This is a genomic window from Thalassospira alkalitolerans, from assembly GCF_002115745.1.
GTDB lineage: Bacteria > Pseudomonadota > Alphaproteobacteria > Rhodospirillales > Thalassospiraceae > Thalassospira > Thalassospira alkalitolerans.
Window position 1 is genome coordinate 1 of record NZ_JFKB01000020.1, and the last position, 25,640, is coordinate 25,640.

General features: G+C 53.3%; 21 protein-coding genes and 1 pseudogene. 16 read left to right on the top strand and 6 right to left on the bottom strand.

Annotated elements, in window-relative coordinates:
• The 9 genes and pseudogenes from TALK_RS19155 to ftsY all read left to right on the top strand — a co-directional run.
• Positions 1–5,951: pseudogene (locus TALK_RS19155) on the top strand (hypothetical protein); the annotation flags it as partial.
• A gap of 156 nt (positions 5,952–6,107) precedes the next feature.
• Positions 6,108–6,242 (top strand): 50S ribosomal protein L34, encoded by a 135-nt coding sequence (rpmH, locus tag TALK_RS19160; protein ID WP_007091264.1) that lies wholly within the window; start codon positions 6,108–6,110, stop codon positions 6,240–6,242.
• A gap of 16 nt (positions 6,243–6,258) precedes the next feature.
• Entirely contained in the window at positions 6,259–6,705 is a 447-nt protein-coding gene (gene rnpA, locus TALK_RS19165; RefSeq protein WP_245830051.1) for a ribonuclease P protein component, read from the top strand.
• Positions 6,702–7,019, top strand: a complete 318-nt coding sequence (gene yidD, locus TALK_RS19170) for a membrane protein insertion efficiency factor YidD (protein ID WP_085620771.1) — start codon at positions 6,702–6,704, stop codon at positions 7,017–7,019. The genes rnpA and yidD overlap by 4 nt, the downstream gene beginning before the upstream one ends.
• Before the next feature lie 48 nt (positions 7,020–7,067).
• Positions 7,068–8,786 carry a membrane protein insertase YidC gene (gene yidC / locus TALK_RS19175; protein WP_085620772.1) on the top strand — a complete coding sequence of 573 codons (1,719 nt, stop codon included), beginning with the start codon at positions 7,068–7,070 and terminating at the stop codon, positions 8,784–8,786.
• 59 nt (positions 8,787–8,845) lie between these two features.
• The gene (gene yihA, locus TALK_RS19180) at positions 8,846–9,508 is read left to right on the top strand and encodes a ribosome biogenesis GTP-binding protein YihA/YsxC (RefSeq protein WP_085620773.1); all 663 of its coding nucleotides are present in this window, start codon (positions 8,846–8,848) and stop codon (positions 9,506–9,508) included.
• Positions 9,509–9,546: 38 nt separating this feature from the next.
• Positions 9,547–10,476, top strand: a complete 930-nt coding sequence (gene argB, locus TALK_RS19185; protein ID WP_085620774.1) for an acetylglutamate kinase — start codon at positions 9,547–9,549, stop codon at positions 10,474–10,476.
• A gap of 478 nt (positions 10,477–10,954) precedes the next feature.
• Entirely contained in the window at positions 10,955–12,202 is a 1,248-nt protein-coding gene (mtaB, locus tag TALK_RS19190; protein ID WP_085620775.1) for a tRNA (N(6)-L-threonylcarbamoyladenosine(37)-C(2))-methylthiotransferase MtaB, read from the top strand.
• Positions 12,199–13,134 (top strand): signal recognition particle-docking protein FtsY, encoded by a 936-nt coding sequence (ftsY, locus tag TALK_RS19195; protein ID WP_085620776.1) that lies wholly within the window; start codon positions 12,199–12,201, stop codon positions 13,132–13,134. Before mtaB ends, ftsY begins: the two co-directional genes overlap by 4 nt.
• Before the next feature lie 137 nt (positions 13,135–13,271).
• On the opposite strand, the gene TALK_RS19200 is transcribed toward ftsY, so the two are convergent.
• Entirely contained in the window at positions 13,272–14,006 is a 735-nt protein-coding gene (locus TALK_RS19200; protein WP_085620777.1) for an SDR family NAD(P)-dependent oxidoreductase, read from the bottom strand.
• An 85-nt stretch (positions 14,007–14,091) separates the two neighbouring features.
• Here TALK_RS19200 and TALK_RS19205 point away from each other — a divergent pair, with 85 nt between their 5' ends.
• Entirely contained in the window at positions 14,092–14,454 is a 363-nt protein-coding gene (locus TALK_RS19205; RefSeq protein ID WP_085620816.1) for a winged helix-turn-helix transcriptional regulator, read from the top strand.
• Between the two features lie 190 nt (positions 14,455–14,644).
• On the opposite strand, the gene TALK_RS19210 is transcribed toward TALK_RS19205, so the two are convergent.
• Both TALK_RS19210 and TALK_RS19215 read right to left on the bottom strand, forming a co-directional pair.
• A complete protein-coding gene (locus TALK_RS19210) occupies positions 14,645–16,003 on the bottom strand; it encodes a diacylglycerol/lipid kinase family protein (protein WP_085620778.1) in 1,359 nt (452 codons plus the stop codon).
• A 118-nt stretch (positions 16,004–16,121) separates the two neighbouring features.
• Positions 16,122–16,625, bottom strand: a complete 504-nt coding sequence (locus TALK_RS19215) for a Dps family protein (RefSeq protein ID WP_085620779.1) — start codon at positions 16,623–16,625, stop codon at positions 16,122–16,124.
• Between the two features lie 226 nt (positions 16,626–16,851).
• On the opposite strand from TALK_RS19215, the gene TALK_RS19220 reads away from it, so the two are divergent.
• Positions 16,852–17,319, top strand: coding sequence for a hypothetical protein (locus TALK_RS19220; protein WP_085620780.1), 468 nt, complete (start codon positions 16,852–16,854; stop codon positions 17,317–17,319).
• Positions 17,320–17,420: 101 nt separating this feature from the next.
• Positions 17,421–18,035 carry a YqaA family protein gene (locus tag TALK_RS19225; protein WP_085620781.1) on the top strand — a complete coding sequence of 205 codons (615 nt, stop codon included), beginning with the start codon at positions 17,421–17,423 and terminating at the stop codon, positions 18,033–18,035.
• A 63-nt stretch (positions 18,036–18,098) separates the two neighbouring features.
• Here TALK_RS19225 and TALK_RS19230 read toward each other — a convergent pair whose 3' ends face one another.
• The gene (locus TALK_RS19230) at positions 18,099–18,308 is read right to left on the bottom strand and encodes a hypothetical protein (protein ID WP_085620782.1); all 210 of its coding nucleotides are present in this window, start codon (positions 18,306–18,308) and stop codon (positions 18,099–18,101) included.
• Positions 18,309–18,652: 344 nt separating this feature from the next.
• Between TALK_RS19230 and TALK_RS19235 the strand changes: the two genes are divergently transcribed.
• From TALK_RS19235 to chrA, 4 genes are all read left to right on the top strand, one after another.
• Entirely contained in the window at positions 18,653–19,180 is a 528-nt protein-coding gene (locus tag TALK_RS19235) for a sigma-70 family RNA polymerase sigma factor (RefSeq protein WP_085620783.1), read from the top strand.
• Positions 19,180–19,422, top strand: coding sequence for a hypothetical protein (locus TALK_RS19240; protein ID WP_085620784.1), 243 nt, complete (start codon positions 19,180–19,182; stop codon positions 19,420–19,422). The genes TALK_RS19235 and TALK_RS19240 overlap by 1 nt, the downstream gene beginning before the upstream one ends.
• Before the next feature lie 483 nt (positions 19,423–19,905).
• Positions 19,906–21,375, top strand: coding sequence for an AMP nucleosidase (locus tag TALK_RS19250; protein WP_085620817.1), 1,470 nt, complete (start codon positions 19,906–19,908; stop codon positions 21,373–21,375).
• A gap of 170 nt (positions 21,376–21,545) precedes the next feature.
• A complete protein-coding gene (gene chrA / locus TALK_RS19255) occupies positions 21,546–22,844 on the top strand; it encodes a chromate efflux transporter (protein WP_085620818.1) in 1,299 nt (432 codons plus the stop codon).
• A gap of 42 nt (positions 22,845–22,886) precedes the next feature.
• On the opposite strand, the gene TALK_RS19260 is transcribed toward chrA, so the two are convergent.
• The gene (locus TALK_RS19260; protein ID WP_085620786.1) at positions 22,887–24,338 is read right to left on the bottom strand and encodes a serine hydrolase domain-containing protein; all 1,452 of its coding nucleotides are present in this window, start codon (positions 24,336–24,338) and stop codon (positions 22,887–22,889) included.
• A 104-nt stretch (positions 24,339–24,442) separates the two neighbouring features.
• Positions 24,443–25,612 (bottom strand): MFS transporter, encoded by a 1,170-nt coding sequence (locus TALK_RS19265; protein WP_085620787.1) that lies wholly within the window; start codon positions 25,610–25,612, stop codon positions 24,443–24,445.
• Between the last annotated feature and the right edge of the window lie 28 nt (positions 25,613–25,640).

Sequence of the window (25,640 nt, forward strand, 5' to 3'; positions counted from 1 at the left end):
AAGATTCTGCGATTGCGCTCGATATTGATGCTGGTCTGACCGACAGCTCCGAAGTTCTGACGGTGACCATCTCTGGTGTTCCAGACGGGGCGAGCCTGTCTGCCGGGACCAACAATGGTGATGGCACCTGGACGCTGTCGAGCTCTGAGCTTGATGGTCTGAAGATCACGCCAGCCGATGACTTCAGCGGATCATTTGATCTTGGTGTTACCGCGCAGTCTGCCGATGGCAGCGATGTAGCAACCACCACAGGCTCGCTGACAGTTGACGTTGCGGGCGTTGCCGATACGCCAACCCTTGATGTTGCCGATGCTTCGGGCAAAGAAGATACTGCGATTGCTTTGGATATCGACGCTGGCCTGACCGACAGCTCCGAGACCTTGACGGTGATCATCTCTGGTGTTCCAGACGGAGCAACCTTGTCTGCCGGGACCAACAATGGCGACGGCACTTGGACGCTGTCGAGCTCTGACCTTGACGGTCTTAAGATTACACCAGCTGATGACTTCAGCGGATCGTTTGATCTTGGCGTGACCGCGCAGTCTGCCGATGGCAGCGATGTTGCAACGGTGAGCGATAGCATCACGGTCGATGTTGCCGGTGTTGCTGATACGCCAACGCTTGATGTTGCTGATGCTTCGGGCAAAGAAGATACTGCGATTGCGCTCGATATTGATGCGGACCTGACCGACAGCTCCGAAGTTCTGAGGGTGACGATCTCCGGTGTTCCGGACGGGGCGAGCCTGTCTGCCGGGACCAATAATGGTGACGGCACTTGGAGCCTGTCGGGTGCTGACCTTGACGGCCTTAAGATCACGCCAGCTGAAGACTTCTCTGGCAGCTTCGATCTTGGTGTGACGGCTCAATCTGCTGACGGCAGCGATGTTGCGACGGTCAGCGATAGCATCACGGTTGATGTTGCGGCTGTTGCCGATGCTCCAAGCTTAAGCGTTTCGATTGGTGCGGGCACAGCGACTGGGACGGACAGTGGCACCGGACCAAACGATTTTGTTGATAATGGTGGTTCGAACCACTATGGGACGAATGGCGATGATACCTTTGTCATCGACCGTGATCTGAACATGAATGAGCAGTTTGATCTCGGTAGCGGGAACGATGATGTCGTCCTGAACGGGGATACCAATCTGGGCAATAACATTCGTTTGGGTGATGGCAATGACAGTCTGACGATTAATGGCGACATTGGCCAAACTTCCGCACTTGATGGCGGTTCTGGCGATGATGTTCTGTATCTTGGCAAGCCGTCCACGTCCTATTCATTACAGAACTACACGGCCAATCAGGGCGTTATCAACACCCAAATCATTGATCTCGATACGGGCAAGATGTTGACTGTAAACCATATCGAAGCAATTTCGTTTGGTGACGGCGTTGTGGTAGGAAATTCTGATCTGGTGCAGTCCTCCGAAACCGCGAGCATTGCTTATCCGGTGACCATCAATGCAGCCCTTAATGATACAGATGGGTCGGAAACTCTCAGCATTACCATCACCGGTGTTCCTGAAGACGCGACCTTGAACGCAGGGACGCATAATTCGGATGGCAGTTGGACACTTGCACCAGCTGATCTGGAAGGTTTGACGCTGACCACTCCGTCCGATTTCCGGGGTAGCATTGATCTTACTGTCACGGCTACTGCGACTGATGGAACTGATACCAAATCTGTTACTGAAACACAGAATATCACCGTTGAAGACGCCGCCGATGCCCCGACATTAAATGTCTCGGATGCATCTGGTAACGAAGATTCTGCGATTGCACTGGATATCGATGCCAACCTGACAGATTCCAGTGAAGTCCTGACAGTTACCATTTCCGGTGTTCCGGATGGGGCGACGTTGTCTGCCGGAACCGATAATGGCGATGGGACATGGACGCTATCTGCTGCTGATCTTGAAGGTCTGACGATTACGCCTGCCGATGACTTCAGCGGGTTGTTCGATCTTGCTGTCACCGCGCAGTCTGCGGACGGTGAAGACGTTGCGACGGTGAGCGATAGCATCACGGTTGGCGTTACCGGCGTTGCCGATACGCCAACCCTTGATGTTGCCGATGCTTCTGGCAAAGAAGACAGCGCGATTGCACTCGACATTGATGCTGGCCTGACGGATAGCTCCGAAGTTCTGACGGTGACGATCTCCGGTGTGCCGGACGGGGCAAGCCTGTCTGCCGGGACTAATAATGGTGACGGCACCTGGACGCTATCTGCTGCTGACCTTGAAGGTCTGACGATTACACCTGCCGATGACTTCAGCGGATCGTTTGATCTCGGTGTGACGGCGCAATCGGCTGATGGCAGCGATGTTGCAACGATGAGTGATAGCATCACGGTTGATGTTGCCGGTGTTGCCGATACGCCAACGCTGGATGTGGCGGATGCTTCTGGCAAAGAAGATAAAGCCATTGCGCTTGATATTGACGCAAGTCTTACAGATAGCTCCGAAGTTCTGACCGTCACGATCTCTGGCGTTCCAGACGGGGCAACCTTGTCTGCCGGGACGGATAATGGTGATGGGACCTGGACGCTGACGACGAGTGATCTGGCGGGATTGACCATCACGCCGCCTGAAAACTTTAGCGGCAGTTTTGATGTCGATATTACAGCGACATCGCGTGATGGTATTGATATTGCGACGGTTTCTGACACGGTGATGGTCGATGTTGCTGCCGTTGCAGATTTACCCTTGCTTGAGGTTTCCGGAGCGTCGGGTGCAGAAGGTCAAGCGGTTGCGCTTGATATTGATGCGTCCCTGACTGATGCCAGCGAAGTTCTTTCTGTCACGATCAGTGGCGTTCCAAGCGGGGCAACCCTGTCGGGCGGGACTGATAATGGTGACGGCAGTTGGACGTTAAACGCCGATCAGCTTGAAGGTCTGACGATCACGCCTGTTGATGACTTTAGCGGGTCGTTTAACTTGACGGTAACCGCAACAGCAACCGATGGCAGCGATAGCCAAAGCGTTTCACAAAGCCTGACGGTTGAGATTAGTGAAACAGAAGGCCAGACGGTCATCGGGACTAATGGCAGGGATGAGATTACGACCGGTGACGGTGATGATTATATCAGCGGGCGCAACGACAAGGACACGATTTCGTCCGGGGCCGGAGACGATACCATTTATGGCGGGAGCGGCCGGGACACCATCAATGCTGGGGCCGGGGACGACTATATTGATGGCGGTAGCTGGAACGATAGTATTTTCGGCGGTACCGGTGACGATACGATCATGGGGGGGAGTGGCGCCGACACGCTAGATGGTGGTGAAGGCACTGATACGCTTTATGGCGGCAGTTCCGACGATATCCTGATCGGATCGGGCGATGACAAGCTGTATGGCGAGGGCAATAACGATGAAATTCGCTATAGCGTTGACCTGACAGCCGAAGGTACGGGCGTTATTGATGGCGGTTCAGGGACTGATACGCTGAAACTGTATCTGACGTCGGAACAGTTGGCGGCCGAAGGTGTGTTTGAAGCCTTGCAGGACCTTAAGTCTCATGTCGGTTCCGGTGGTTGTCATAATGATAACCTGCGGCTTGATGCGCTTGGTATTGAAGTCGACAATGTCGAAAGACTTGAAATCTATGTCGATGGTGAAATTTATAACCCGTCAGCCACAGCAACACCGGTCCTGACCGTCAGTGACGCTACCGGTGTCGAAGACAGTGGTGCGATTGCACTTGATATCGATGCTGGTTTGTCTGGTCTGCCCGGTGGACTTGCGACGCTAAGTATCGTGATTTCGGGCGTTCCCGATGGTGCAACCCTGTCTGCCGGGACCAATAATGGCGATGGGACATGGACATTGGCAGCGGCCAATCTGGATGGTCTGACGATTACGCCTGCGGATGATTTCAGTGGTGCATTTGATCTGAGCGTGACGGCAACGTCGAGTGTCGGTGGTCAAACGACGTCGATCAGTCAGGTGGTCAATGTAGATATCAGCGCGGTCGCCGATACCCCGTCCTTGAGTGTTTCGGACGTTTCGGGCCAAGAGGACTCGGCGATCAGCCTCGATATTGATGCCAGCTTGTCTGACAATAGCGAAACAATGTCCGTCACGATCAGTGGTGTTCCCGACGGTGCGGTCCTGTCGTCTGGTACGAACAATGGTGATGGCACATGGACGCTGGATGCTGGCGACCTTGACGGATTAAGCATCACCCCAAGCGACGATTATAGCGGCAGCTTTGATCTGACCGTTAAGGTGACGTCACATGATGGCGATGACAGCGCATCAGTTAGCGATACCATTACTGTGGCCGTTGCGGGTGTGGCCGATGCGCCGACACTTGATGTTGACGATGTAAATGCGGATATGGGCAACGCGGTTGCACTTGATATCGATGCCGGTCTGACCGATAGCAGCGAGACCCTGACGGTGACCATTTCCGGTGTGCCTAGCGGTGCCCGTCTGTCGGCCGGAACGGATAACTGCAACGGTACCTGGACGCTCAGTGTCGCTCAGCTGGCCGGTTTGACCTTGTCCCCGGCAAGTAACTATTTCGGTACATTCGAACTGGTCGTATCGGCACAGTCGCGTGATGGTTCGGATACGGCGAGTACGACAGCGATTCTGGAAGTCACGATTGAGAAGGAAGTCGTTGACCCCGGCGAAGTCAAATGGGGGCGCGATTGGAGCGAAACCTTCGTGACCGGTTCGGGTGACGATACGGTTGGGGCCGGGGGTGGGAATGACACCATCTCGACCAATGCAGGTAATGATACGATCTGGGCCGGGAACGGCGATGATGTTGTTTATGCCGGTGCCGGGAATGACAGCATTACCGGCGATGGTGGGAACGATTATATTGATGCCGGTGCTGGCAATGACATCGTTCATGGCGGCGAGGGGCGAAACACCATCTATGCCGGTGAAGGAAACGATTATGTCACCGCCGGCAGTGGTGATGACAAGATCTATGCCAGTGGTGGGGATAACATCGTTTACGCCAATGAAGGCAATAATACCGTCCAGACAGGTGCCGGGAATGACACGATCAATAGCGGCAGTGGCCGGGACACCATTGTCGGCGGCGATGGCGATAACATCGTCAGTGCCGGTGAAGGCGATAACAAGGTTTGGACTGGTACTGGTAACGACACCATCAGTGTCGGCAGTGACGATGACTATATCAGTGCCGGGGATGGCAATAACACGGTAACCGGTGGCGAGGGCCGCAACAGGATCTATACCGGCAGCGGTGATGACAGCATCACCGCAGGCGACGGAAACGATACAATCGCAGCTGGCGGCGGAAATGACCGCATAGATGCCGGTAGCGGTGACAACACTGTTTGGGGTGAAGGTGGTAACGACTCCATCCATGGCGGATGGGGCAATGACACCTTCCTGGGCGGTGATGGGAATGACATCCTGGCTGCCGATGGTGGTAACAACTATTTTGATGGCGGTGCGGGTAACGATACGCTGACCACCGGTTGGGGTCGCGATACGCTTTATGGCGGTTCGGGTGACGATACAATCGATGGGGGCGGTGATAATGATCGGCTTTATGGCGAAGATGGTAATGATACCCTGCAAGGCGGTGACGGGCGTGACACGCTACTTGGCGGCGATGGCAACGATATGCTGTTGGGCGGGGATGATGACGACACTTTGATCGGCGGTGCCGGCGATGACCAGCTTTACGGCGGCGGCGGATCGGACTTGTTTATCTTTAATATGGGCGATGGATCAGATCACGTGGACGGCGGTGCAAGTGGTTGGACCTCGGATGTGATCGAGTTGCACAGCACCACCGGGAACAATATCGATTCGAGTGATTGGACCTTGATTCTGGATGAGGGCAGCATAACGAAATCAAAAAGCAACTATATGGAACTTTCCACCGATTCGTCGGGAACCATTGTGTTTTCTGATGGAAGCGAGTTGACATTTTCCAATGTCGAACGTATCGAGTGGTGACGAAAAGACGATTTGGATGCCGTCGGGACGCAATCTTGACGACATTGCCGGTTTTCTGGGGGAAATCACCCTGTCGCGATTGACAGCTATGGTGTGAAGTCCTATACAGCGGACCTCGAATTTTATCGGATTACCTTTTAGAACGGAGTAAGTGCAGTGAAGCGCACCTACCAGCCAAGCAAACTCGTACGGAAACGCCGCCACGGCTTCCGTTCCCGCAGCGCGACCGTCGGTGGCCGCCGTGTGCTAACCGCACGCCGCGCCAAGGGCCGCAAGCGTCTGTCGGCCTAATGTTGTGACCGTTTCGGTGGAACGCTTGAAAAAGCGCGCAGAATTTCTTCGCGTTGCAGGCACCCGCCGGAAATGGGTTACACAAGGATTGATCCTTCAAGGCGCACCGCGTCCCGGGATCAAACCGGACACAGAATACGCCGGTGAAAATCGACTCGCCCGAGTCGGCTTCACTGTCACCAAAAAGGTGGGAAAAGCCGTCGTTCGCAATCGCGTTCGACGGCGTTTGCGTGCTGTGGCAGATCAACTGATGATCGAAATGGCATTGCCCGGTTGGGATTATGTCGTGATTGGTCGAAGCCAAACCATTGACCGTGAATTTGAAAAACTGGTCGATGATATGCGATTTGCCCTGCGCCGTATTCCGGATGCCAAACCCTCTGCCGTCGATAACGCGCGTTTCCGCAAGGGACGCGGTTCGCGATCCGGTACTGCACCAAAGGCAGGAGACTCGGTGAAATGAGTAATCTTCCCGGTTCAGATGTGGGCCTCTTGGCACGCCTTCTTCAATTCGCTGTTCGCGGCTACCAGCTCTTTTTATCGCCCTATATCGGGTGGTCCTGCAGATATCAGCCGACCTGTTCGGCTTATATGATGGAGGCCCTTGCCCGTCATGGGGCAATAAAAGGCGGCTGGATGGGTTTTAAACGGATAATGCGTTGCCATCCATGGGGTGGTCATGGTTATGATCCCGTGCCCGGATGTGGCTGTGAACAAAATAAAGCGCCGTCGGAGGATCATAATCCCCGGATTACGGCGCTTTCGTCATGTAAATAGAATACCGGTCAGGCGTGCTGCGCCGCCGGACGAAAGCGGAAAGAGGCGATGAACGAACAACGTAACCTGTGGATTGCGATTGCTGCTTCGGTCGTGATCCTTGTCGGGTTCCAATTCTTTTTTGCGCCTGAACCTGATCCTCAGGTTCAGGAAGCGCAGGTTCGCGAACAGCTTGACGTGAACGGCACCAACACCCCGCAGGCGGCGTCGAATGCGCCAAGCGTGCCCGGTGGGCAGCAGCAACTTGCTGCACCGGTTGTCAATCGCGATGATGCGCTGGCCAAATCCCCGCGTATCAAGATCGAAACCCCGCGTGTCGAAGGTTCGATTCGTCTGGTTGGCGGCATGATTGATGACATTCAGCTTCAAGATTACCGTGAGACTGAAGAACCCAACAGCCCGCTGATCCATGTTTTGAACCCGACCGGCAGCGATAATGCGTATTTCGCTGAATTTGGCTGGGTTGCTGCGGATAAGACCGTTGGTGTTCCAAACAGCGATACCCGCTGGACCGCAAGTTCCAACGAGTTGACGCCGGCAACACCGGTGACGCTGAGCTGGGACAACGGCAATGGCCTGACCTTTAAACGCGAAATTTCGATTGACGAGAACTTCATGTTCTCGATCAAGCAGTCGGTGAAAAACGACGGTGGTTCGGATGTTACGCTGTATCCGTACGGCCTGATCTCGCGCAAGGGGGAGCCAAAGACCGCAGGTTTCTATATTCTGCACGAAGGTCCGCTGGGCGTGATCGACGGCACACTGACCGAAATGAAGTACCAGGATCTGGTCGAGGATGGTGACGTCGAGAAAAAAACCACCGGCGGCTGGCTTGGCTTTACCGACAAATACTGGCTGGTTGCGCTGGCACCGTCTTCGGATGAAGAGCTGACGACACGTTTTAGCCATCATGTTGCAGATAATGCGGACAAATTCCAGACCGACTATCTTGGTGCGGCACGTACGGTTGCTGTCGGTGCCGAAGCGGCATCTGAAACCCGTTTGTTTGCCGGTGCCAAGGAAGTCTCGGTACTGGATCAGTACGCCAATGAATTCGGGATTACGAATTTCGATCTCGCAATTGATTTCGGCTGGTTCTACTTCCTGACCAAACCGTTCTTCCTGTTCTTGCAGTGGCTGAACCATCTGGTTGGCAACTTTGGCGTATCCATCCTGATCTTTACCGTTCTGGTAAAGGCCGTGATGTTCCCGCTGGCGAATAAATCGTACAAATCCATGAGTGCGATGAAAAAGCTGCAGCCGCAGATCACCAAGATGCGCGAGCAGTTCAAGGATGATCGTCAGCGTCAGCAGCAGGAAATGATGGCGCTTTACAAGCGCGAGAAAATTAACCCGGCTTCGGGTTGCCTGCCGATTGTGGTTCAGATTCCGGTGTTCTTTGCGCTTTACAAAGTGCTGTTCGTGAACATCGAAATGCGTCATGCACCGTTCTTTGGCTGGATTCAGGACCTTTCGGCACCGGATCCGACGTCGCTGTTTAATCTGTTTGGTTTGATCCCGTTTGATCCGCCGCAGATGTTGATGATCGGTGTATGGCCGCTGATAATGGGAATCACCATGTTCCTGCAGCAGAAACTGAACCCGGCGCCGGCTGATCCGACTCAGGCGAAGATTATGATGTTCTTGCCACTGATCTTTACGTTCATGCTGGCAAGCTTCCCGGCAGGTCTTGTGATCTATTGGGCATGGAACAACACGCTGTCGATCATGCAGCAGCGCTATATTATGTACAAGATGGGGGTTTAATCCCCCCATCTCCTCCCCGCAGGGCGTTTTAACGCCTGTGCGGGGTTCAAGGAACGACAATGACTGAAGAAAAATTGCCATCGGCAACTGCAATTCCGACATTTGAATCGGCACAGATCGAAGCCGGGCGGAAACTGTTTTCCCGCCCGGTTACCTTCATGTTGGGTGTTGCAAACCTAGAACAGTTGCCGCCCGAAAACAAAATCGAGATCTGCTTTGCGGGTCGGTCCAATGTCGGGAAATCGAGCCTGTTTAATGCCGTGACCGGCCGCAAGGATATGGCGCGGACATCGAACACGCCCGGTCGAACCCAGCAGTTGAACTATTTCGATCTTGATGGTGCGCTTAATATTGTGGATTTGCCGGGCTACGGTTTTGCCCAGGCGCCCAAGGATATCGTCGAGACCTGGCAGGGGGTGATCAAACAATATCTGCGCGGGCGTGTGACGCTTCGTCGTGTGTTTGTTTTGATCGATTCCCGGCACGGCTTTATGAAAGCCGATCTTGAAATGATGAAGATGCTTGATGAGTCCGCTGTGTCTTATCAGATCGTTTTGACCAAGGCAGACAAGCTTAAAAAAGGTCAGATGGAAAAGCGTATTCGTGAAGTGGTCGAAGGGGTGAAAAAACATCCTGCCGCCCTGACGAAGCTTTTTGCAACATCAAGCGAAAAAAGCACCGGACTTGAGGCGCTTCGCGCAGAGATCGCAATGTTGCTATAATAACCCGACAGCGCTCGTATAACGATTGGGGAAAAGAGATGAACGAAGAAATCCGTTCTGAGGAAGAAAACTCGGAGTCCAATGCCTATAGGACATTGGCGCGCGCAAAGGTTTTGTCCGAAGCTCTTCCCTATATGCGGCGCTATAACGGGCAGACGATTGTGGTCAAGTATGGCGGCCATGCCATGGGTGATCCGGAATTGGCGCGTCTGTTTGCCCAGGATATGGTTCTTTTAAAGCAAGTTGGCATGAACCCGATTGTTGTTCATGGCGGCGGTCCTCAGATTGGCCAGATGCTTCAGCAGCTTAACATCCAGTCGGAATTTGTTGATGGTCTGCGTGTAACCGATCAACAGACAATCGATGTGGTCGAGATGGTTCTGGCGGGCAAGATCAACAAGGAAATCGTTTCGAATATCAACCGGGCAGGCGGCGTTAGCGTTGGTCTTTGCGGCAAGGATGCGCATTTGATCAAGGCCCGGAAATTACAGCGCACCAAGCGCGACCCGGAAAGCAATATCGAAAAAGTGCTTGATCTTGGTTTCGTCGGTGAACCGATTGAAGTCAATCCGCATGTGCTGAGCTGTTTCACCAATACCGATATTATTCCGGTAATTGCCCCCATCGGGGTTGGTGATGATGGTCAGACATATAATATCAATGCTGATACGGCTGCCGGTGCGATTGCAAAGGCTGTTGGTGCCCGTCGCCTTTATATGCTGACCGACGTCAAGGGTATCCTTGACGGAGAAAAGAAGCTGGTGCGTGACGCCGATATCGACAGTATCAACGCAATGATTGCCGACGGCACGATTTCGGGCGGTATGATTCCGAAAACCGAAACCTGTATGGATGCGGTTCGCAACGGGGTTGAGGCCGCGGTAATTGTCGATGGCCGTGCACCGCATGCGGTCTTGCTTGAACTGTTCACCGAGCGTGGGGCAGGGACAATGATCCGGGGGAGCTAACCCCGGCATATCCCCCAAAAACAGTCGTTTGATTGCGTTCTGCTGTTGAATCCATTTTCGATAACATAGTGCAATCCACGCATGTGGCGCAGGTGTTATGATAACGGCGCGTCTTTGGTTTCAAAAAATTAGGATTATGTCGAGGTAGCCGTTACTGCCTTGCGCTCTCACAACTTGTCGCAGGTCTATGACTTGCGTTATTGTATCGCAATGGTGTTAGCATGATGAAACCATGCAACACTAAGCGGCAGGATCGTATTTTCGCTGCTATATAATTTCCCTATGCTGTTCTTTGGTGCAATCGCCGCTTTCACTGCATGCGAGCTATGAAGCCGGTGGGCTTGCATTAAAATGGCTAAAAGCGTATGTAACCAGCGCTCGACAAGGTGATTGGCCTTGCCGGGCATTCCGTAATGGCAGCAGGCAAATCATCGGGCCGCGCCTGCGGAAACGTTTTCCGGATAGCAAAAGGGCGAGCATGAAAGAGCCGCGCGTCGTAACATTTGGTTGTCGCCTGAACACCTATGAATCAGAGGTGATGCGCGACCATGCCAAAAATGCCGGTCTTGATGATGCGATCATTATCAATACATGTGCCGTCACGACCGAGGCCGAACGTCAGGCGCGCCAAAGCATCCGACGCCTGCGTCGCGAAAACCCCGATGCCAAGATTTTTGTGACCGGCTGTGCGGTTCAGGTCAATCCTGACAAATTTGCCAAGATGCCTGAAATCGACCGTATCTTTGGCAATGACAGCAAGATGAAGGCTGAAACCTTCCTGATGCCGGAGCACGAGCGTGTTGTGGTCAATGACATCATGTCGGTCGAAGAAACTGCAAGTCATCTGGTGTCGGGATTTGAAGGCCGCGCGCGTGCTTTTGTTCAAGTCCAGAATGGCTGTGATCACCGTTGTACGTTTTGCATCATCCCGTTTGGCCGTGGCAATTCACGCAGTGTCCCGATGGGTGAGATTGTCACCCAGGTCCGAGAACTGGTTGCCAATGGTTATGGTGAAGTTGTCCTGACCGGGGTGGATATCACATCTTATGGTCATGACCTGCCGGGGAAGCCGACACTGGGCCAGATGACACGTCGCCTGCTGGCACAGGTACCGGAATTGCCGCGTTTGCGCATTTCATCGGTTGATCCGGTCGAAGTCGATGATGATATCTTTCGTCTGATCGCCATCGAACCACGCCTGATGCCGCATATGCACATCAGTTTGCAGGCCGGTGACGATATGGTGCTGAAACGCATGAAACGTCGCCATCTGCGTCAGGATGTTATCGATTTCTGTGAAAAAGTGCGCGGTCTTCGGTCTGATGTGACATTTGGCGCCGATATCATTGCCGGTTTCCCGACCGAGACCGATGAAATGGCGGAAAACACCCTGCGTCTGGTGGATGAATGCGGTTTGATTTACCTGCATGTCTTTCCTTATTCATCGCGTCCGGGGACGCCAGCGGCGCGTATGCCACAGGTGGCCAAGGACATCCGCAAGGAACGCGCCGGGGCGCTGCGCGATGCCGGTGAAATACAATTAAGCAATTTCCTGAAATCACGCATCGGCTTGATCGAGAATGTTTTGGTGGAAAAGGAAAATACCGGCCACACCGAGCATTTTGCTCCCGTTCTGCTGGATCGCGTGATAGAACCGGGCACAATTGCAAAGGCCAAGGTTATTGGCCTTGAAGACGGAAAATTGAAAGCGGAGCTTGCGGGATGAGTGAAGAGGGGAAAAGAAACTGGTTTGCCCGACTGAAAGACGGGTTGAAACGGTCCTCCTCGAAGCTGACCACCGGGATTGCCGATATCTTTACCAAGCGCCGTCTTGATGACGAGGCGCTGGAAGAATTCGAAGATCTTCTGATCACATCCGATCTTGGTGTTGCAACGGCGGCCAAACTTAGTGCCGAGCTTGCTAAAACCCGTTTCGACAAAGAAGTCGATAGCGCAGAAATTCAAGAATTCATCGCTGACGAAGTCGCCAAGATCCTTGAGCCGGTGGCAAAGCCGCTGGTCATCGATCCGGGCAAGAAGCCGCATGTGGTTCTGGTTGTCGGGGTCAATGGATCGGGCAAGACCACCACGATTGGCAAGCTTGCCAAAACCTATCGTGATCAGGGACTAAAGGTCATGATGGCGGCGGGCGATACATTCCGCGCGGCTGCGGTCGAACAGCTTAAAGTTTGGGGCGAACGGACCGGTTGCCCGGTTATCGCACGTGATGCCGGTGCGGATGCTGCCGGATTGGCCTTTGATGCCATTGATCAGGCCCAGCGCGAAGGTTATGACCTTTTGCTGATTGATACCGCCGGTCGTTTGCAGAATAAGGCCCATCTGATGGATGAGCTGAAAAAGATCGTCCGTGTGATCCACAAGCGCGATGAAACCGCCCCGCATGACACCTTGCTGGTGCTTGATGCCACCACCGGTCAGAACGCCCATTCACAGGTCGAAGTCTTTTCCCAGGCGACCGATATTACGGGGCTGATCGTGACCAAGCTTGACGGTACCGCCAAGGGCGGTGTTGTTGTTGCATTGGCTGAAAAATTTGCCAAACCGGTTCACGCCATTGGCGTTGGCGAAAGTGCCGAAGACCTTCGTCCGTTCGAAGCCAAATCCTTTGCCCGCAGCCTTGCCGGGCTTGAAGATTAAAACAGCTTGAGTTACGGCTAGCGTCCTAAGATCGTGCTCAGTTGAGGCCAGGCTATTTTGAGGTTCAACGGTGTGGTTTCCCACTCTCAAAATAATTGAGGAGCGATCCTCATCAACGGAAAATCGCTCCTCAAACACTAAACTTGTGCGTAGCCACCATCGACGAAGACTTCACTTCCCGTCATGAAGCTGCTGTCATCAGAGGCAAGAAACGCTGCGACAGCGGCTGTTTCTGTTGGGTCGCCGACGCGATCAAGCGGGGCGCCTTTGGCGAGGCTTTCAAGCATTTCCGGGTTTAGAAGCTCTATAACCTTGTCGGTTTTTGTCGCTCCTGGACTTAGGACGTTCACCCGGATTGAAGTTCCCCGAAGATCCTGTGCCCAGCTTCGAGCAAGATTGCGCACGGCTGCCTTCGATGCACTGTAAACACTCATCGCGGGGGTTCCCATTACGCCAACGGTTGAGCCTGTCAGGATGATTGAGCTGCCAGGTCTGAGTAACGGTAAGGCTTTCTGAACGGTGAAGAGTGTGCCTTTGACGTTGATATTGAAGGTGTAATCATAATGTTCGGATGTAATTTTTCCGAGTGGGGTAAATTCACCGACGCCTGCATTTGCAAATAGAATGTCCAAATGTCCCTTTTCGGCCTTGATCGTATCTATCAGGCGGTCGAGATCATCAGCGTTGGTGATGTCTGCCTGAATGCCGCGAACATTTGATCCGATTTCTGTTACGGCGGCATCAAGGATATCTTTGCGTCGCCCGGATATATAGACGAAAGCACCTTCCGCGACGAAACGCTTTGCCGAGGCGAGGCCGATACCGCTTGCTCCGCCCGTGATCAGGGCGATCTTTCCTGTAAGTTTGGTCATATCACTGGTTTCCTTCATTAGGGTTGACCAACGATACGATTCGACATACTTTTTAACAAGTATGCACCTTTTGGTAAGTATGGTTATGTCAACAGTTCGTTCTTCAACCACGCCCTTCATCTGTGGTCTTGATGCCGCCCTTCGTGTGGTTTCAGGGAAATGGAAACCCTTGATTTTGTTCTTCCTTGCCAAAGATCCCAAACGTTACGGCGAGCTAAAGCGCTGTGTACGCGGGGTGAGTGACAAAATGTTGATTCAGCAACTCAAGGAACTTGAGGTGGACGGTATTGTGGTGCGAACGGACTACAAGGAAATTCCACCTCGCGTGGTTTACGAGCTGTCGCCATTTGGTTTTACGCTGGCAGACGCTTTGATCCCCTTGTGCGAGTGGGGCACCGAACATACTGACATCATTGAGAAAGCTTTAGTTCGTAGGGTGACGGCCTAGAAGTTTAAGCTATCAGCAAAAGCAAGTTCTGAGGCTCTGCAAGTGTCCGGAGTCGGTGGCTTGAACGTGATTACATTGCCTGCGCTCGTTCGAAGCCCAATCTTTTGCCAACGGCCTTGCTGGCCGGGAAGGTTGAGACGGGAAAACGGCTGATAGAATATGTAAAAGGCAGGTTTTCCCGCCTTTTACATTATGTCTCGATGGTTTCCAGTCGTTTTTCCATATCCGCAATTAATGCCAGCATGTCTGATAGGGGCTGCGAAATATCGTCTGGTATTTTGTCCATCGGGCAATTTTCTAATGCCGCTGCAATTTGACCAGACTGGGTCAATAAACCACGGGCAAGGCGTTGATCGGCATCGCTTAGCATCCAAGACATCGCCCGGTCGCGAAGCTGTTCAAGGCTTTGTAAATCCGGATCGAGGGATGATGTTGGCAAGCCATAAGGACGCAATGCCAGCTCAAGCCGTCGATTGATATCGCGCAGATGGTTTGCCGCGTCATGACAGATTGATTTTAGCTGACTGTCGCTTGCCATCGGATAAACTGCATACAGCCTAAATGATAGCCCAACCGCATCAAGGGTAATGTCATTGACGATTTGATGTCCGTCGAACAAGCCGGTTTTATCCGTTTCATTCTGAAAGGCTTTGGGGGCAAATACCGGAAGAACTTTTGCTTCCAACTCAAAACAGGCGGGTAGTTCACCGATAATTTCACCATCTGCCAGAATGGGTTCCCCCTTTGCCCCGTCGACCTGAATGCGATCACACTCGCGCGAGATGGCATAACGGCTGTCGTCAACCGACCCAAATAGTAGTTCGGCGGCAATATCCATCCCCGAAAGGGTGTCGACATCGGCCTGAATCGCAAACATATGTAGCTTGCCGTCATCAAGGCGCTTGTTTTCACGTGGACGTAATCCACCGCCAAAATACTGGCCATTGGTTACGGTCAATTGGCGCAGCTTTAAATCCTGTGGTGATGCATTGCCGCAAGTGACGGTAAGATCAAGCGGCTTCATTTCGTGCCAGCTTTGCCAATTGGCAACCGCATAACTGATGGCACCGGTCCAACGCTTAAGATCGGGGTCAATGCGTTTGCGGGCATCGGCCGGAACGCCGATGCTGGCGGCGTTAACAAAGCTTTGCCCATTGACCCGCCCGATATCAAGCATCGCGATTTGGCCGTTGATGGCTGCACGTGCCGCCATCAGGATATCGTCAGGGATATAAAGACTGCGCGCAAAGTCATTTGCCGTGCCAAGTGGCAGGGGGATCATGATCACGCCTGCCTTGATCACGGTATCAATTACGGCATTGATCGTGCCGTCGCCGCCGCCAATCGCAACAACATCGCCCGGCACACAGGCCGTTTCGATATATGCGTTGATGGCACCCGGATCGTCGCATAATTCAAGTTCGGCGGTGTAACCGGCATCTTCAAAGACGGCGCGCAATGGTTCAGCACCATTATTGCGCCATTCGTCGGGCATCTTGTGCCGTGTTAAAAGGATGCAAACCTTGCCGCTCAGATCAGTTGATTTCACCTGAATGCCTCCGTCGGGGGTGATCGGGAAGTCTTGCCTGTCAGGGTAATGGATCAGAACGGCAAGATTGCGACGCAAAACCGGCAGTAATTTGATGCCGGTTTTGCCCTGTCAGGTTTTAGGAAATGGTGGCGCGCAACATCCATGCAGCTTCTTCGTGAACGCCCAGACGTTCGGTCAGAAGGTCGGCGGTCTTGACGTCATCGGCGTCATCGGCTTCGGCCACACCGTCACGCAACAAGCGCGATAATTTGTCATGATCCTCGACCAGTTCCTTGACCATGTCATTGGCCGGCAGAAGCTTGGTCTGATCGGCAATTACGGAATGGTTCATCATTTCCGAAAGGCCGGTCGGGGCCTGAAAGCCGATTGCGCGAATGCGTTCTGCCATTTCGTCAATTGCTTCGTTCAGGTCCTCGTATTGTTCTTCGGTCATTTTATGCAGCGAATAAAACGCCGGGCCGACAACGTTCCAGTGAACGCCACGCGTTTTGGCATATAATACGTGCGATGAACCAATGATCTTGGTCAGCATTTTGGCCAATTCGCGGCGGTCCTTGCGGTCTACGCCGGTTTTTACCGGGAACTCTTTTGCGATGTTCTGCATTTTGCTCTGTGCCATTTGAGAACTCCTGTCTTTGTTTCGCGTCCCGGTACCGTGATCCCGATCGTGTATTCGTATCAGGTCATCGTTTATGTCCGAAACGCTTGCCCTTGAAACGTCGGTAAAAAACAAAAGTTCCAGTAATTAAAATCAACATAATTGGAACATTCTTTTGCGCTATCCGTTTGTGGTTATAAGCAGCGCCAAAGAAAAAGGGCTGTTGTTCACGAACTAGGAGGTTGTGATGCTTAATAAAACTGTTCTGATGGCTGGTACTATTATGATGTCTGTTGCGGTGACTGCACCGGCTTATGCCGACGGGCAAACAAACCCCGATCAGACCGGTACCATGGCAACCGACGACGCAATGAAATCGGACGCCAAAAAAATGGGTAACAAGGCCGCGGAAAAATATGACGAGGCCAAAGAATATACCTATGAACAGAAAAACGAATTCTTGGCATGGGTCGAGAAAAAATCCGACCAGCTTGGTGAGAAATATGACGAAATGTCCGCGCAGGTCAACGAAGACAGCGAGGATGCTGTTGATGAGCTTTCCAATGCCTGGGATGGCGCCAGCGAAAATCTGAGCGAGGCATTTGAAGATGCCCAGGACGCATCCGCTGATACGTGGGAAAACGTCAAGGCAAGTACTCTTGAGGCCATAAATAATGCCGAAAAAGCTCTCTCGGATGATCATGCCACCGAATAAGACATCACAACCTTAATTCGGTGAAGTGATGTTCCGGGTGTCAGCGGCCCGCCCATTTTGGGCGGGCCGCTGTGTGTTTGATCGCATTTTAAAAGGCAAACATGCAAACCGAAACCGGGCATTTCAAACGTGATGACATATATGGTGGGTGTTCTGTGCGTACGTTTTGGAAAATATGGCAGCAACGGCTTGAAAGACTGGCCACCGGGCGCAAGGGGCTTGGCGGGATCGGGATTGCATCATTTCTTGAGACAACCATCATTCCCGTTCCGATTGAAGTCCTGATTGCCCCGGTGATGGCGGCTTCGCGCCAGCGTGGATTGATGGTGGCGTCCGTCACATTGATCGGCAGTATCGCGGGGGCGGTATTTCTGTATTTTTTGGCTTTTGGGCTGTTTGATGAACTTGCCCGCCCACTGATTGATCTTGTCGGTGGGGGCGATGTCTTTCACGAAGTCGAACAGAAGTTTCAGGCAGGCGGCTTTTGGGTGGTTTTTGCAATCAGCATCACACCGGTTCCAATGCAGCTTGCTGCCCTTGCCGCGGGCGCAACGGCATATCCGTTTTGGTTGTTTTTAATTGCGATCAGCATATCGCGTGCTTTGCGCTATTACGGGCTTTGGGTGTTGGTGCTTGGATTTGGTGCCGGGGTCGCGCGGATTTTTACCGGGGAAAGCTCGAAAGGTGGTTCTTGTTCGATCAAAAAAGATGATTGAACATAGCCAGAAAAAAGCCCGGCTTAATTGACCGGGCTTTTTTTCTGGGGCTATTTTTCGAAACTATTGCGGTTCGACACGGAAATCGGTGGTGGTTTTGCCCTCGGTATCGGGGGCTTCGACATCTTCGGAAACAAGCCCGCGACGGATCAATTCGCGAATTGCGGCCGCACGTGTCGGCATACGATGATCAAACCGCCAGTCATCGATGACTTTTAACTCTTCATCATCAAGCATGATTTGAAGTTTTTCTGTACGTTTCGAGTTTGGCACTCGGAGTTCCTTGTCAAGTTCAGGCGTCCTGAAAGACGCCTGAAGCCATTGATATTCAATGCATTCGAGAATTTTTGAGTAACTTACGTTACCTGCGTTCTCTCCGTAATACAACCATCTTGCGGTGCTGATGGCGTCAACACACTTTACATAGATTACGTAAAGTAAACAACTGATATTTATTATGTGTGTTCATGAATTTGATCCAAGTATGTTTGTTGTGTTTCTTCATCATGTTGTGTTTATGAAGTAAAGTGATAGTGTTACTATGATTAAGTATACGATTTTACTTTAAATATTATTTTCTTTTGTTAGGGTGAGGACATCCAAAAACGGAGGTTGTGATGTCTGAGCAAGTGATGAATGAAATTGAAGATCATGTACCCGCGTTGCGTCGCCATGCTTATCGGCTGACTCGCAACATGGACCTTGCGCAGGATCTCGTGCAGGACACTTTGCTGAAAGCGATCAGCAAGAAGGACCAGTTCGAGGAAGGCACTAGCCTTAAGGCGTGGTTGCATCGGATATTGTTCAACACATTCATTTCGGCCAAACGTCGGGAAAAGACTCGTGGTCACCACGTTGATTGGGATGATCTGGGCGATGTCTATGGTCACGGCAGTAACCAGATGGCCCGTCTTCAATTGCGGGATGCGGATCGCATTCTTGATGAATTGCCCGAGCAGGAACGCGAGGCGATCTTGCTGACCGCTGTTGATGATGTTTCCTATCAGGATGCGGCAGAACACATGAATGTCGAGATCGGTACCGTCAAATCCCGTGTGGGCCGTGCCCGTCGCAAGTTGCGTGCGTCGGTTGGTCGGATTGAAGCACGTGAGCATGCATCGCGGTTCGTGGCGGAGGCGGCATAATGACTTATGTGCTTGCTATATATGGCAAGGACGACATTGAAAATTATGTGCGCGGATCGATTAATGACGAGGACAGGCGCGATATTGAAAACCTTGTCCAAAACGATCCGCGTGCAGCAGGAATTGTCCGGGATATCGAAAAAGGCCATTTAGGTGACGGCGGGACAGTTGACCTGACGCTTTACCGCCGGCTTTGTAAATTGAAGTCTTTGGCCTCTGAGGCTGGGCACCTGCAGGAATGATGCGTGTAACGCAACACAGTATTGTTTCGAAATTTTATTGACTTTGATGACCAATGGTCAGATAAAGTGTGTATCGGAGTTGATCGTCTTTTCCCTCAACGTCTAAGGCCCTTCTCCGAAATAGGCCGAAACCGCTTGGTTTCGGCCCTTTTTTTGTCCGCATTGTACCGGGTGGCGCAATGAACGCCGTGTGGCGAATCGGCGACCATGGCCAGCATCTGACCGGTTGTCTCGCGTCAGGGTTATGGTCCGCGCATCAAAACTGTCATTTGGAAATCTTGAAAATCGTGTGGGCATATAGGGTCGGCATGTCGTCATGCTGCGCGGTTTTATGCGCCCTTGCCGGTGCGAAAGGTTATATCGCGTATGGCGGATATGCCGCTTTGGTGTCCGGCCATGCATGAATTGGGGGTTGCCAGAGTCCGGGCGGGCGGTGATAAATCTCCTGCTCAATACAACAATAAGAAAAAGGAGCAATTTATGATGGTATCCGGAGCTCACGGATCGGTTCGCGATCTGTTTGAATTTACCGACGCCGAAAGGGCGATTGCCCGCATCAAGGATATTTATTCGACTGGTGCCGAGGCCGTCCGCGAAGCATTCATCCGATTTGGAAACGGCCAGCAAAGCTCGCCTGTGCGCGCCTATTACCCGTATCTCGGGATAGAAGTGCCGCCCGAGAAATTGCATGTCGAAAGCACATTGTCCTACGGCGCACCGCGTGATCCGGGCATTTACGGCACGACGGTCACGCGCCCCGACCTGTTTGAAGAATATTACCGCGAACAGATTGAACTTCTGCTGAAAAACCACGATGTCCCGGTCGTGGTTGGCGTGTCTGATCGCCCGATCCCGTTACCGTTCATGGTTGAAACGGCAACTGACAATATCGGCCCGACCGATATTCGGCAGTTGCAATTGGTGTTTGATATGCCTGATCTGGCGCGCACCGATGATGCTATCGCCAATGGGGTGCATTACGGTAACAGCGACGGGCCAAAGCCGCTGTCGCTGTTTTCGGGCGAACGGGTTGATTACTCGTTGGCGCGCTTGCGTCATTACACAGCAACCTTGCCAGAACATTTCCAGAAGTTTGTTCTGTTCACCAATTATCAGCGCTATGTCGATGAATTCATCGAATTCGCCAAGTTGCAGCTTGAAGATCCCAAAAGCCCCTATGTCGCCTTTGTTGAACCTGGGCCAAAGGTCCATGTCCGTAAAAATGCGCCAAAGGGCTGGGACGAAAGTGGTGAACCTGTCAAACAACTGCCACAGATGCCGGCCTATCACCTGATCCGTGAAGACGGTCTTGGGGTGACGTTGGTTAATATTGGTATTGGTCCGTCAAATGCGAAAACGGCAACCGATCATATTGCCGTGCTGCGCCCGCATTGCTGGTTGATGCTGGGCCATTGTGCCGGTCTGCGCCGCAGTCAGCTTTTGGGCGATTATGTTCTGGCCCATGGTTATGTCCGTGACGACCATGTGCTTGACTCGGATTTGCCACTGTGGATTCCCGTGCCGCCAATCGCCGAGGTCCAGGTGGCTCTTGCCAATTCGGTGGCCAAGATCACCGGCCTTAGAGGGCGCGAAATGAAGGCTCGCATGCGGACCGGTACAGTGGCAACCACCGATAACCGGAACTGGGAATTGCGCTATAGCGAGCTGTTCGGGCGTTTAAATCAGTCGCGGGCAATTGCGGTGGATATGGAAAGTGCCACAATTGCGGCCAATGGTTTCCGTTTCCGCGTTCCTTACGGCACGTTGCTTTGTGTGTCGGATAAACCGGTCCATGGGGAACTGAAACTGCCTGGCATGGCGAATAATTTCTATCGTCAGCGTATCGGTCAGCATCTTCAGATCGGGCTTGATACCATCGATACCCTGCGTACCGAGGTCAATCAACTGCATTCACGCAAATTGCGTTCGCTGGATGAACCGGCCTTCCGCTAGGCTGGTTGCAAGGATTTCAAAACGCCCGTTGCCGCAAGGTGGCGGGCGTTTTGTTATGGTTTGATGAAACCGGATGGGGCAATTGTTTTGGGCTTTGGGTGCTGGCGGCCATCGCTTATCTTCGCCCGGATAGAAAGACCGGGAACGCAAGACCAAAAAGGCGGAAATACATGGCCGACCAGAATTCCAGTCACGACAGGCAATCCCCACAGCCTGACCTGTCACTTTGGCAGATTTTTCTGATTTTCCTGCGGCTGGGATTAACCAGCTTTGGCGGGCCGGTCGCCCATATCAGCTATTTCCGCGAGGAATTTGTTACGCGCCGCCAATGGCTTTCGGATGCGACTTATGGCGATCTGGTGGCCCTGTGCCAATTTGTGCCCGGTCCGGCCAGTTCGCAGGTGGGCATGGGGATCGGCATGTCGCTGGGCGGGTTTGGTGGCGCTTTTGTGGCCTGGCTTGGCTTTACCATGCCATCAGCCGTTGTCTTGGCGGTGCTGGGGCTGGTTTTTGCCGCCGGGAATGGCGGGGGGCTGGTGGCCACTGGTCCGATGATTTGGGGGCTGAAACTGGTGGCGGTTGGTGTGGTGGCCCACGCCCTTTTGGGCATGGCACGCAGCCTGTGCCCCGATATGCCGCGTGCGATATTGGCAATTACGGCTGCGGCCTTGATGATAGCCTTTGACGGGGTTGGCATGCAGGCCGTGGTGATTGTCGGTGGTTTGATTGCCGGTTTGTTGTTTTTGCGCCGTGATGCCGCGATGGTCGAAGGCCGTCTTGCGGCGGGTATTTCGCCCCGCGGGGCGATTGCGGCGCTCGGCGTTTTTGCTGTGTTGCTGATTGGGTTGCCTGTGCTGGCGCAAATCACGTCGTCATCAACATCGTCACCATTTGCATCGCTGGCACCGTGGCTTGCCGTGTTTGATGGATTTTATCGCAGTGGGGCGTTGGTCTTTGGCGGCGGGCATGTCGTTCTGCCCCTGCTGCAAGAGGCCGTCGTGGCCCCCGGATGGGTCGACAGCGATGTGTTTTTGGCGGGCTATGGTGCCACACAGGCCGTCCCCGGGCCGATCTTTACCTTTGCGGCCTATCTTGGTGCCGTTATGCAAAACGGCGTGGGCGGGATTGTCGGCGGAATTTCAGGTGCGATAGTGGCCCTGATTGCGATTTTCCTGCCGGCGTTTCTTTTGGTGATCGGGCTGTTGCCGTTTTGGGACCGGATACGCCATGTGCCAAAAATGCGTGCCGGACTGGCCGGGATTAACGCCGCCGTTGTCGGGTTACTGGCAGCGGTTCTGTATGATCCTGTCTGGACCGGGACAATTCATGATGTCACCGATCTGATCATTGCGACCATTGCCTTTGGTGTTTTGCAATGGCGTTTGATGCCGGTCTGGGCACTGGTTCTGGCCGGGGCAGGCGGTGGTGCTATTTTGGGGCTGTTTGGGCTTGCCGGAACCATCGGTTAGGGCTGGTAGGATTACGGTACAGGCAATGCAGCGGACAGGGCGCTATTTGGCAACCTGATCGGTGCTTTGGGCTCCCACCGTTGTCTCGCTGTTATCGGCGACAGTATCGGGGAACAGGGTGGCAATTGATCCGACAAAATGCCGCAGGTCAAAAGCGCTGCGATCCCGTGTCAGGCCAAGTCGCACAATCACCAGATCCTTTGACGGGATAACGCTGATCGATTGACCGTCGTGACCCAGGGCAAAAAATGCATCGCCTGGAACCGACGGGCCATCTTCGTGCGGGATGCCGTCGTTATCGGGTGACCCCGGAAGTTCAAGCCACCAATGCGCACCATAGGTGCCATTTGGTGCCGCAGGTGCCGGGGTCACCGAGTAATCGACCCAGCCTTCGGGCAACAGGCGTTCGCCGTTCCAGACACCGTCTTGCAGGAAGAATTGCCCGATCTTGGCCCAGTCACGGGCCGTGGCATGCATAAAGCTTGAGCCGATGAAATAGCCATCCTGATCGGTCTCAATCACGGCACTGCGCATGCCAAGCGGGCGAAACAGCAAATCAAACGGGACATGTCGATAGCGCCGCATTGATCCGCTAAGATTACGGATGGCTGCGGACAGGATATTGGTCGTTCCGGAATTATAGGCAAAAAACGTTCCCGGCGGATGTTCAAGTGGCTGCGAAACAGCAAACCCCGCAGATGCCGGTTCAATAAACAGCATCTGCACCACATCCGAAAGCGGGTTCCAATAGCTTTCATCAAATGCAAGTCCGCTGCTCATACGCAGTAGATCGTCATAGGTGATTACCGCGCGTGGATCGCTGACCTGCGCCTGCCACTCATTGATCAGAACCGGTGTGTTGACATCGGGAATGACCCCCTCGTTCTGCAGGCGACCGATCAGGGCGTTAAAAACGCTTTTGGCCATCGACCAGCCTGGAAGCGGTGTCGTGGCATTGATGCCCGGGGCATAACGTTCGGCAATGATCTTGCCTTGGTGCAAAACGACAATCGCCCGGCTGCGCCGTGAAACATGCGGGCCCGGTTCGTCCATGGCATCGCTCAGGATATTATTGAATGCGCGCCGGTTAATCGTGCCGGGAACCGATGCGGTCAGTAATGGTTGGGCCGGGATCGGTCGAACCAGTGGGCTTATTGAACGCAGCTGTTCGACCCGGGACGCATCGTCGGAAAGTGTACAGCCAAGATTGGGGCGATAAACCGCAATGCGTTTGCGAAAACCAAAAGCATGCGCACTGACAGTTTGATGGCGCAAATCGACATTAGCGGTAATCAGCGACAGCAACGGACTGTTATCGGCAAGGATATCTTCATCCCGTGCCCGGTCCGATGGCAGGCCATTCACAAAAATCGCCGAACACATGATCTTGGCTGTGTAACCGGCACCAACCGGTGCCAGCCAGATAAAAAACGCTGAAATAATCAGGATGCCAAGCAATATCAGGCTGATAAAGGTGGCTTTAATCCAGGTCATTCCGTTTCCCTTGTGCAGAGCATTGTTTGCCCCTTGCATGCGATCAGATCGGAAGGGTCGCTTGCTTTGCGGGATAGGTCAAGACAGCGGTTTGTATAGTCGAACTAACCAGGAGTTGCGATGTGCGGCTGGCGGTATCGAAGCGAGATGATAAAACCTGCAAGATAAAACCCCGCCAGCAGAAATGCCGCCCCCTTCCAGTTTGCCCAGTCGATCATCGCACCGGCAAGCGGCGGGACAATAACAACGAAAACCTCGGCGAACTGGGCCAGCATACCCTGAAGAGCAGGCATCGAAAGATCACGTCCGGCAATTCGGGGTAAAAGGGCAAAACAGGTTCCGGCCACCGATCCCTGCCCGATATTGAACAGGATCAGGGCAATGATGCTGATGCCGATATTCTGGCTGGTAAACAAGACGGCAATTGCGAGGGCCATCACCGGAAGACCGATGGCAAGGATAAGACGCCCCGATATGTCACGGCCCAGAAACATCCCGGCGCCGATGCTGCCGATGATGTTGCCGGCAATCGCGGTAATTCCGATAATTGCTGCTGCCAATGGTATGCCAATGGCAAGGTTGTCCGCCATCATCGTGGGCATGAATGCAAGGGCGGCCGACGTTGCCCCGGCAAAAGCACCAAATGTTAGTGCGATCTGCATCGCCGGGCGCGATTTTAAAACCCCGGAAATACCCGACATCAATGATCGGTCAAACCCGGCCTTGGCCGGTTTTGACATCCACATCAGGGCGGGCAGTAAAAACGCAACCGGAATGGTGCAGGCAATAACCGCCATTCGCCAGTCAAGCCAGGCAACAATCGCTGCACTGGTCCAGTTGCCCATTGCAACGCCGACCGGGATAAAGGTTCCCCAGATGCTCATGGCCATGGCGACCACTTTCGGATTGCCCAGGTTGGCCATCCAGCTTGGCGCGCCGACCACGATCAAAAGATACCCGATGCTGGTCACCAGACGCCCGACATAAAGCATCCCGGTGCTTTGGGCCGTGGCAAAGATCGCCGCCCCGATGATCATCATCACCCCACCCAGAACAAGCGATTGTCGCAATCCCGCACGTGCGGCCCAAACCCCGGTCGGAATGGCGAAAAGCGCGCCTGCGGCTGTAATCAGCGATGCGACAAGGCCAAATTGCGCCTGGCTCAGATCAAAACCAGCCCGAAGATCGGGGGCAATCGGGCCAATCAATCCGACCTGCATTGATGCGGTCAGACCCAGTCCGTAAAGAACACAAATGGCAGAAATCGGTGGCATGGGGGTAATCCGTTATTCCGGCAATGGA

What these genes read in the sequence shown, in the direction of transcription:
- TALK_RS19225 (WP_085620781.1), top strand. Translation starts at nt 17,421, where the DNA reads ATGCAAACCGAAACCGGGCATTTCAAACGTGATGACATATATGGTGGG.
- TALK_RS19200 (WP_085620777.1), bottom strand. Translation starts at nt 14,006, where the DNA reads ATGACCAAACTTACAGGAAAGATCGCCCTGATCACGGGCGGAGCAAGC.
- mtaB (WP_085620775.1), top strand. Translation starts at nt 10,955, where the DNA reads ATGAAAGAGCCGCGCGTCGTAACATTTGGTTGTCGCCTGAACACCTAT.
- TALK_RS19220 (WP_085620780.1), top strand. Translation starts at nt 16,852, where the DNA reads ATGCTTAATAAAACTGTTCTGATGGCTGGTACTATTATGATGTCTGTT.
- TALK_RS19250 (WP_085620817.1), top strand. Translation starts at nt 19,906, where the DNA reads ATGGTATCCGGAGCTCACGGATCGGTTCGCGATCTGTTTGAATTTACC.
- yidC (WP_085620772.1), top strand. Translation starts at nt 7,068, where the DNA reads ATGAACGAACAACGTAACCTGTGGATTGCGATTGCTGCTTCGGTCGTG.
- TALK_RS19240 (WP_085620784.1), top strand. Translation starts at nt 19,180, where the DNA reads ATGACTTATGTGCTTGCTATATATGGCAAGGACGACATTGAAAATTAT.
- yihA (WP_085620773.1), top strand. Translation starts at nt 8,846, where the DNA reads ATGACTGAAGAAAAATTGCCATCGGCAACTGCAATTCCGACATTTGAA.
- TALK_RS19260 (WP_085620786.1), bottom strand. Translation starts at nt 24,338, where the DNA reads ATGACCTGGATTAAAGCCACCTTTATCAGCCTGATATTGCTTGGCATC.
- TALK_RS19215 (WP_085620779.1), bottom strand. Translation starts at nt 16,625, where the DNA reads ATGGCACAGAGCAAAATGCAGAACATCGCAAAAGAGTTCCCGGTAAAA.
- chrA (WP_085620818.1), top strand. Translation starts at nt 21,546, where the DNA reads ATGGCCGACCAGAATTCCAGTCACGACAGGCAATCCCCACAGCCTGAC.
- ftsY (WP_085620776.1), top strand. Translation starts at nt 12,199, where the DNA reads ATGAGTGAAGAGGGGAAAAGAAACTGGTTTGCCCGACTGAAAGACGGG.
- TALK_RS19265 (WP_085620787.1), bottom strand. Translation starts at nt 25,612, where the DNA reads ATGCCACCGATTTCTGCCATTTGTGTTCTTTACGGACTGGGTCTGACC.
- TALK_RS19205 (WP_085620816.1), top strand. Translation starts at nt 14,092, where the DNA reads ATGTCAACAGTTCGTTCTTCAACCACGCCCTTCATCTGTGGTCTTGAT.
- yidD (WP_085620771.1), top strand. Translation starts at nt 6,702, where the DNA reads ATGAGTAATCTTCCCGGTTCAGATGTGGGCCTCTTGGCACGCCTTCTT.
- TALK_RS19235 (WP_085620783.1), top strand. Translation starts at nt 18,653, where the DNA reads ATGTCTGAGCAAGTGATGAATGAAATTGAAGATCATGTACCCGCGTTG.
- argB (WP_085620774.1), top strand. Translation starts at nt 9,547, where the DNA reads ATGAACGAAGAAATCCGTTCTGAGGAAGAAAACTCGGAGTCCAATGCC.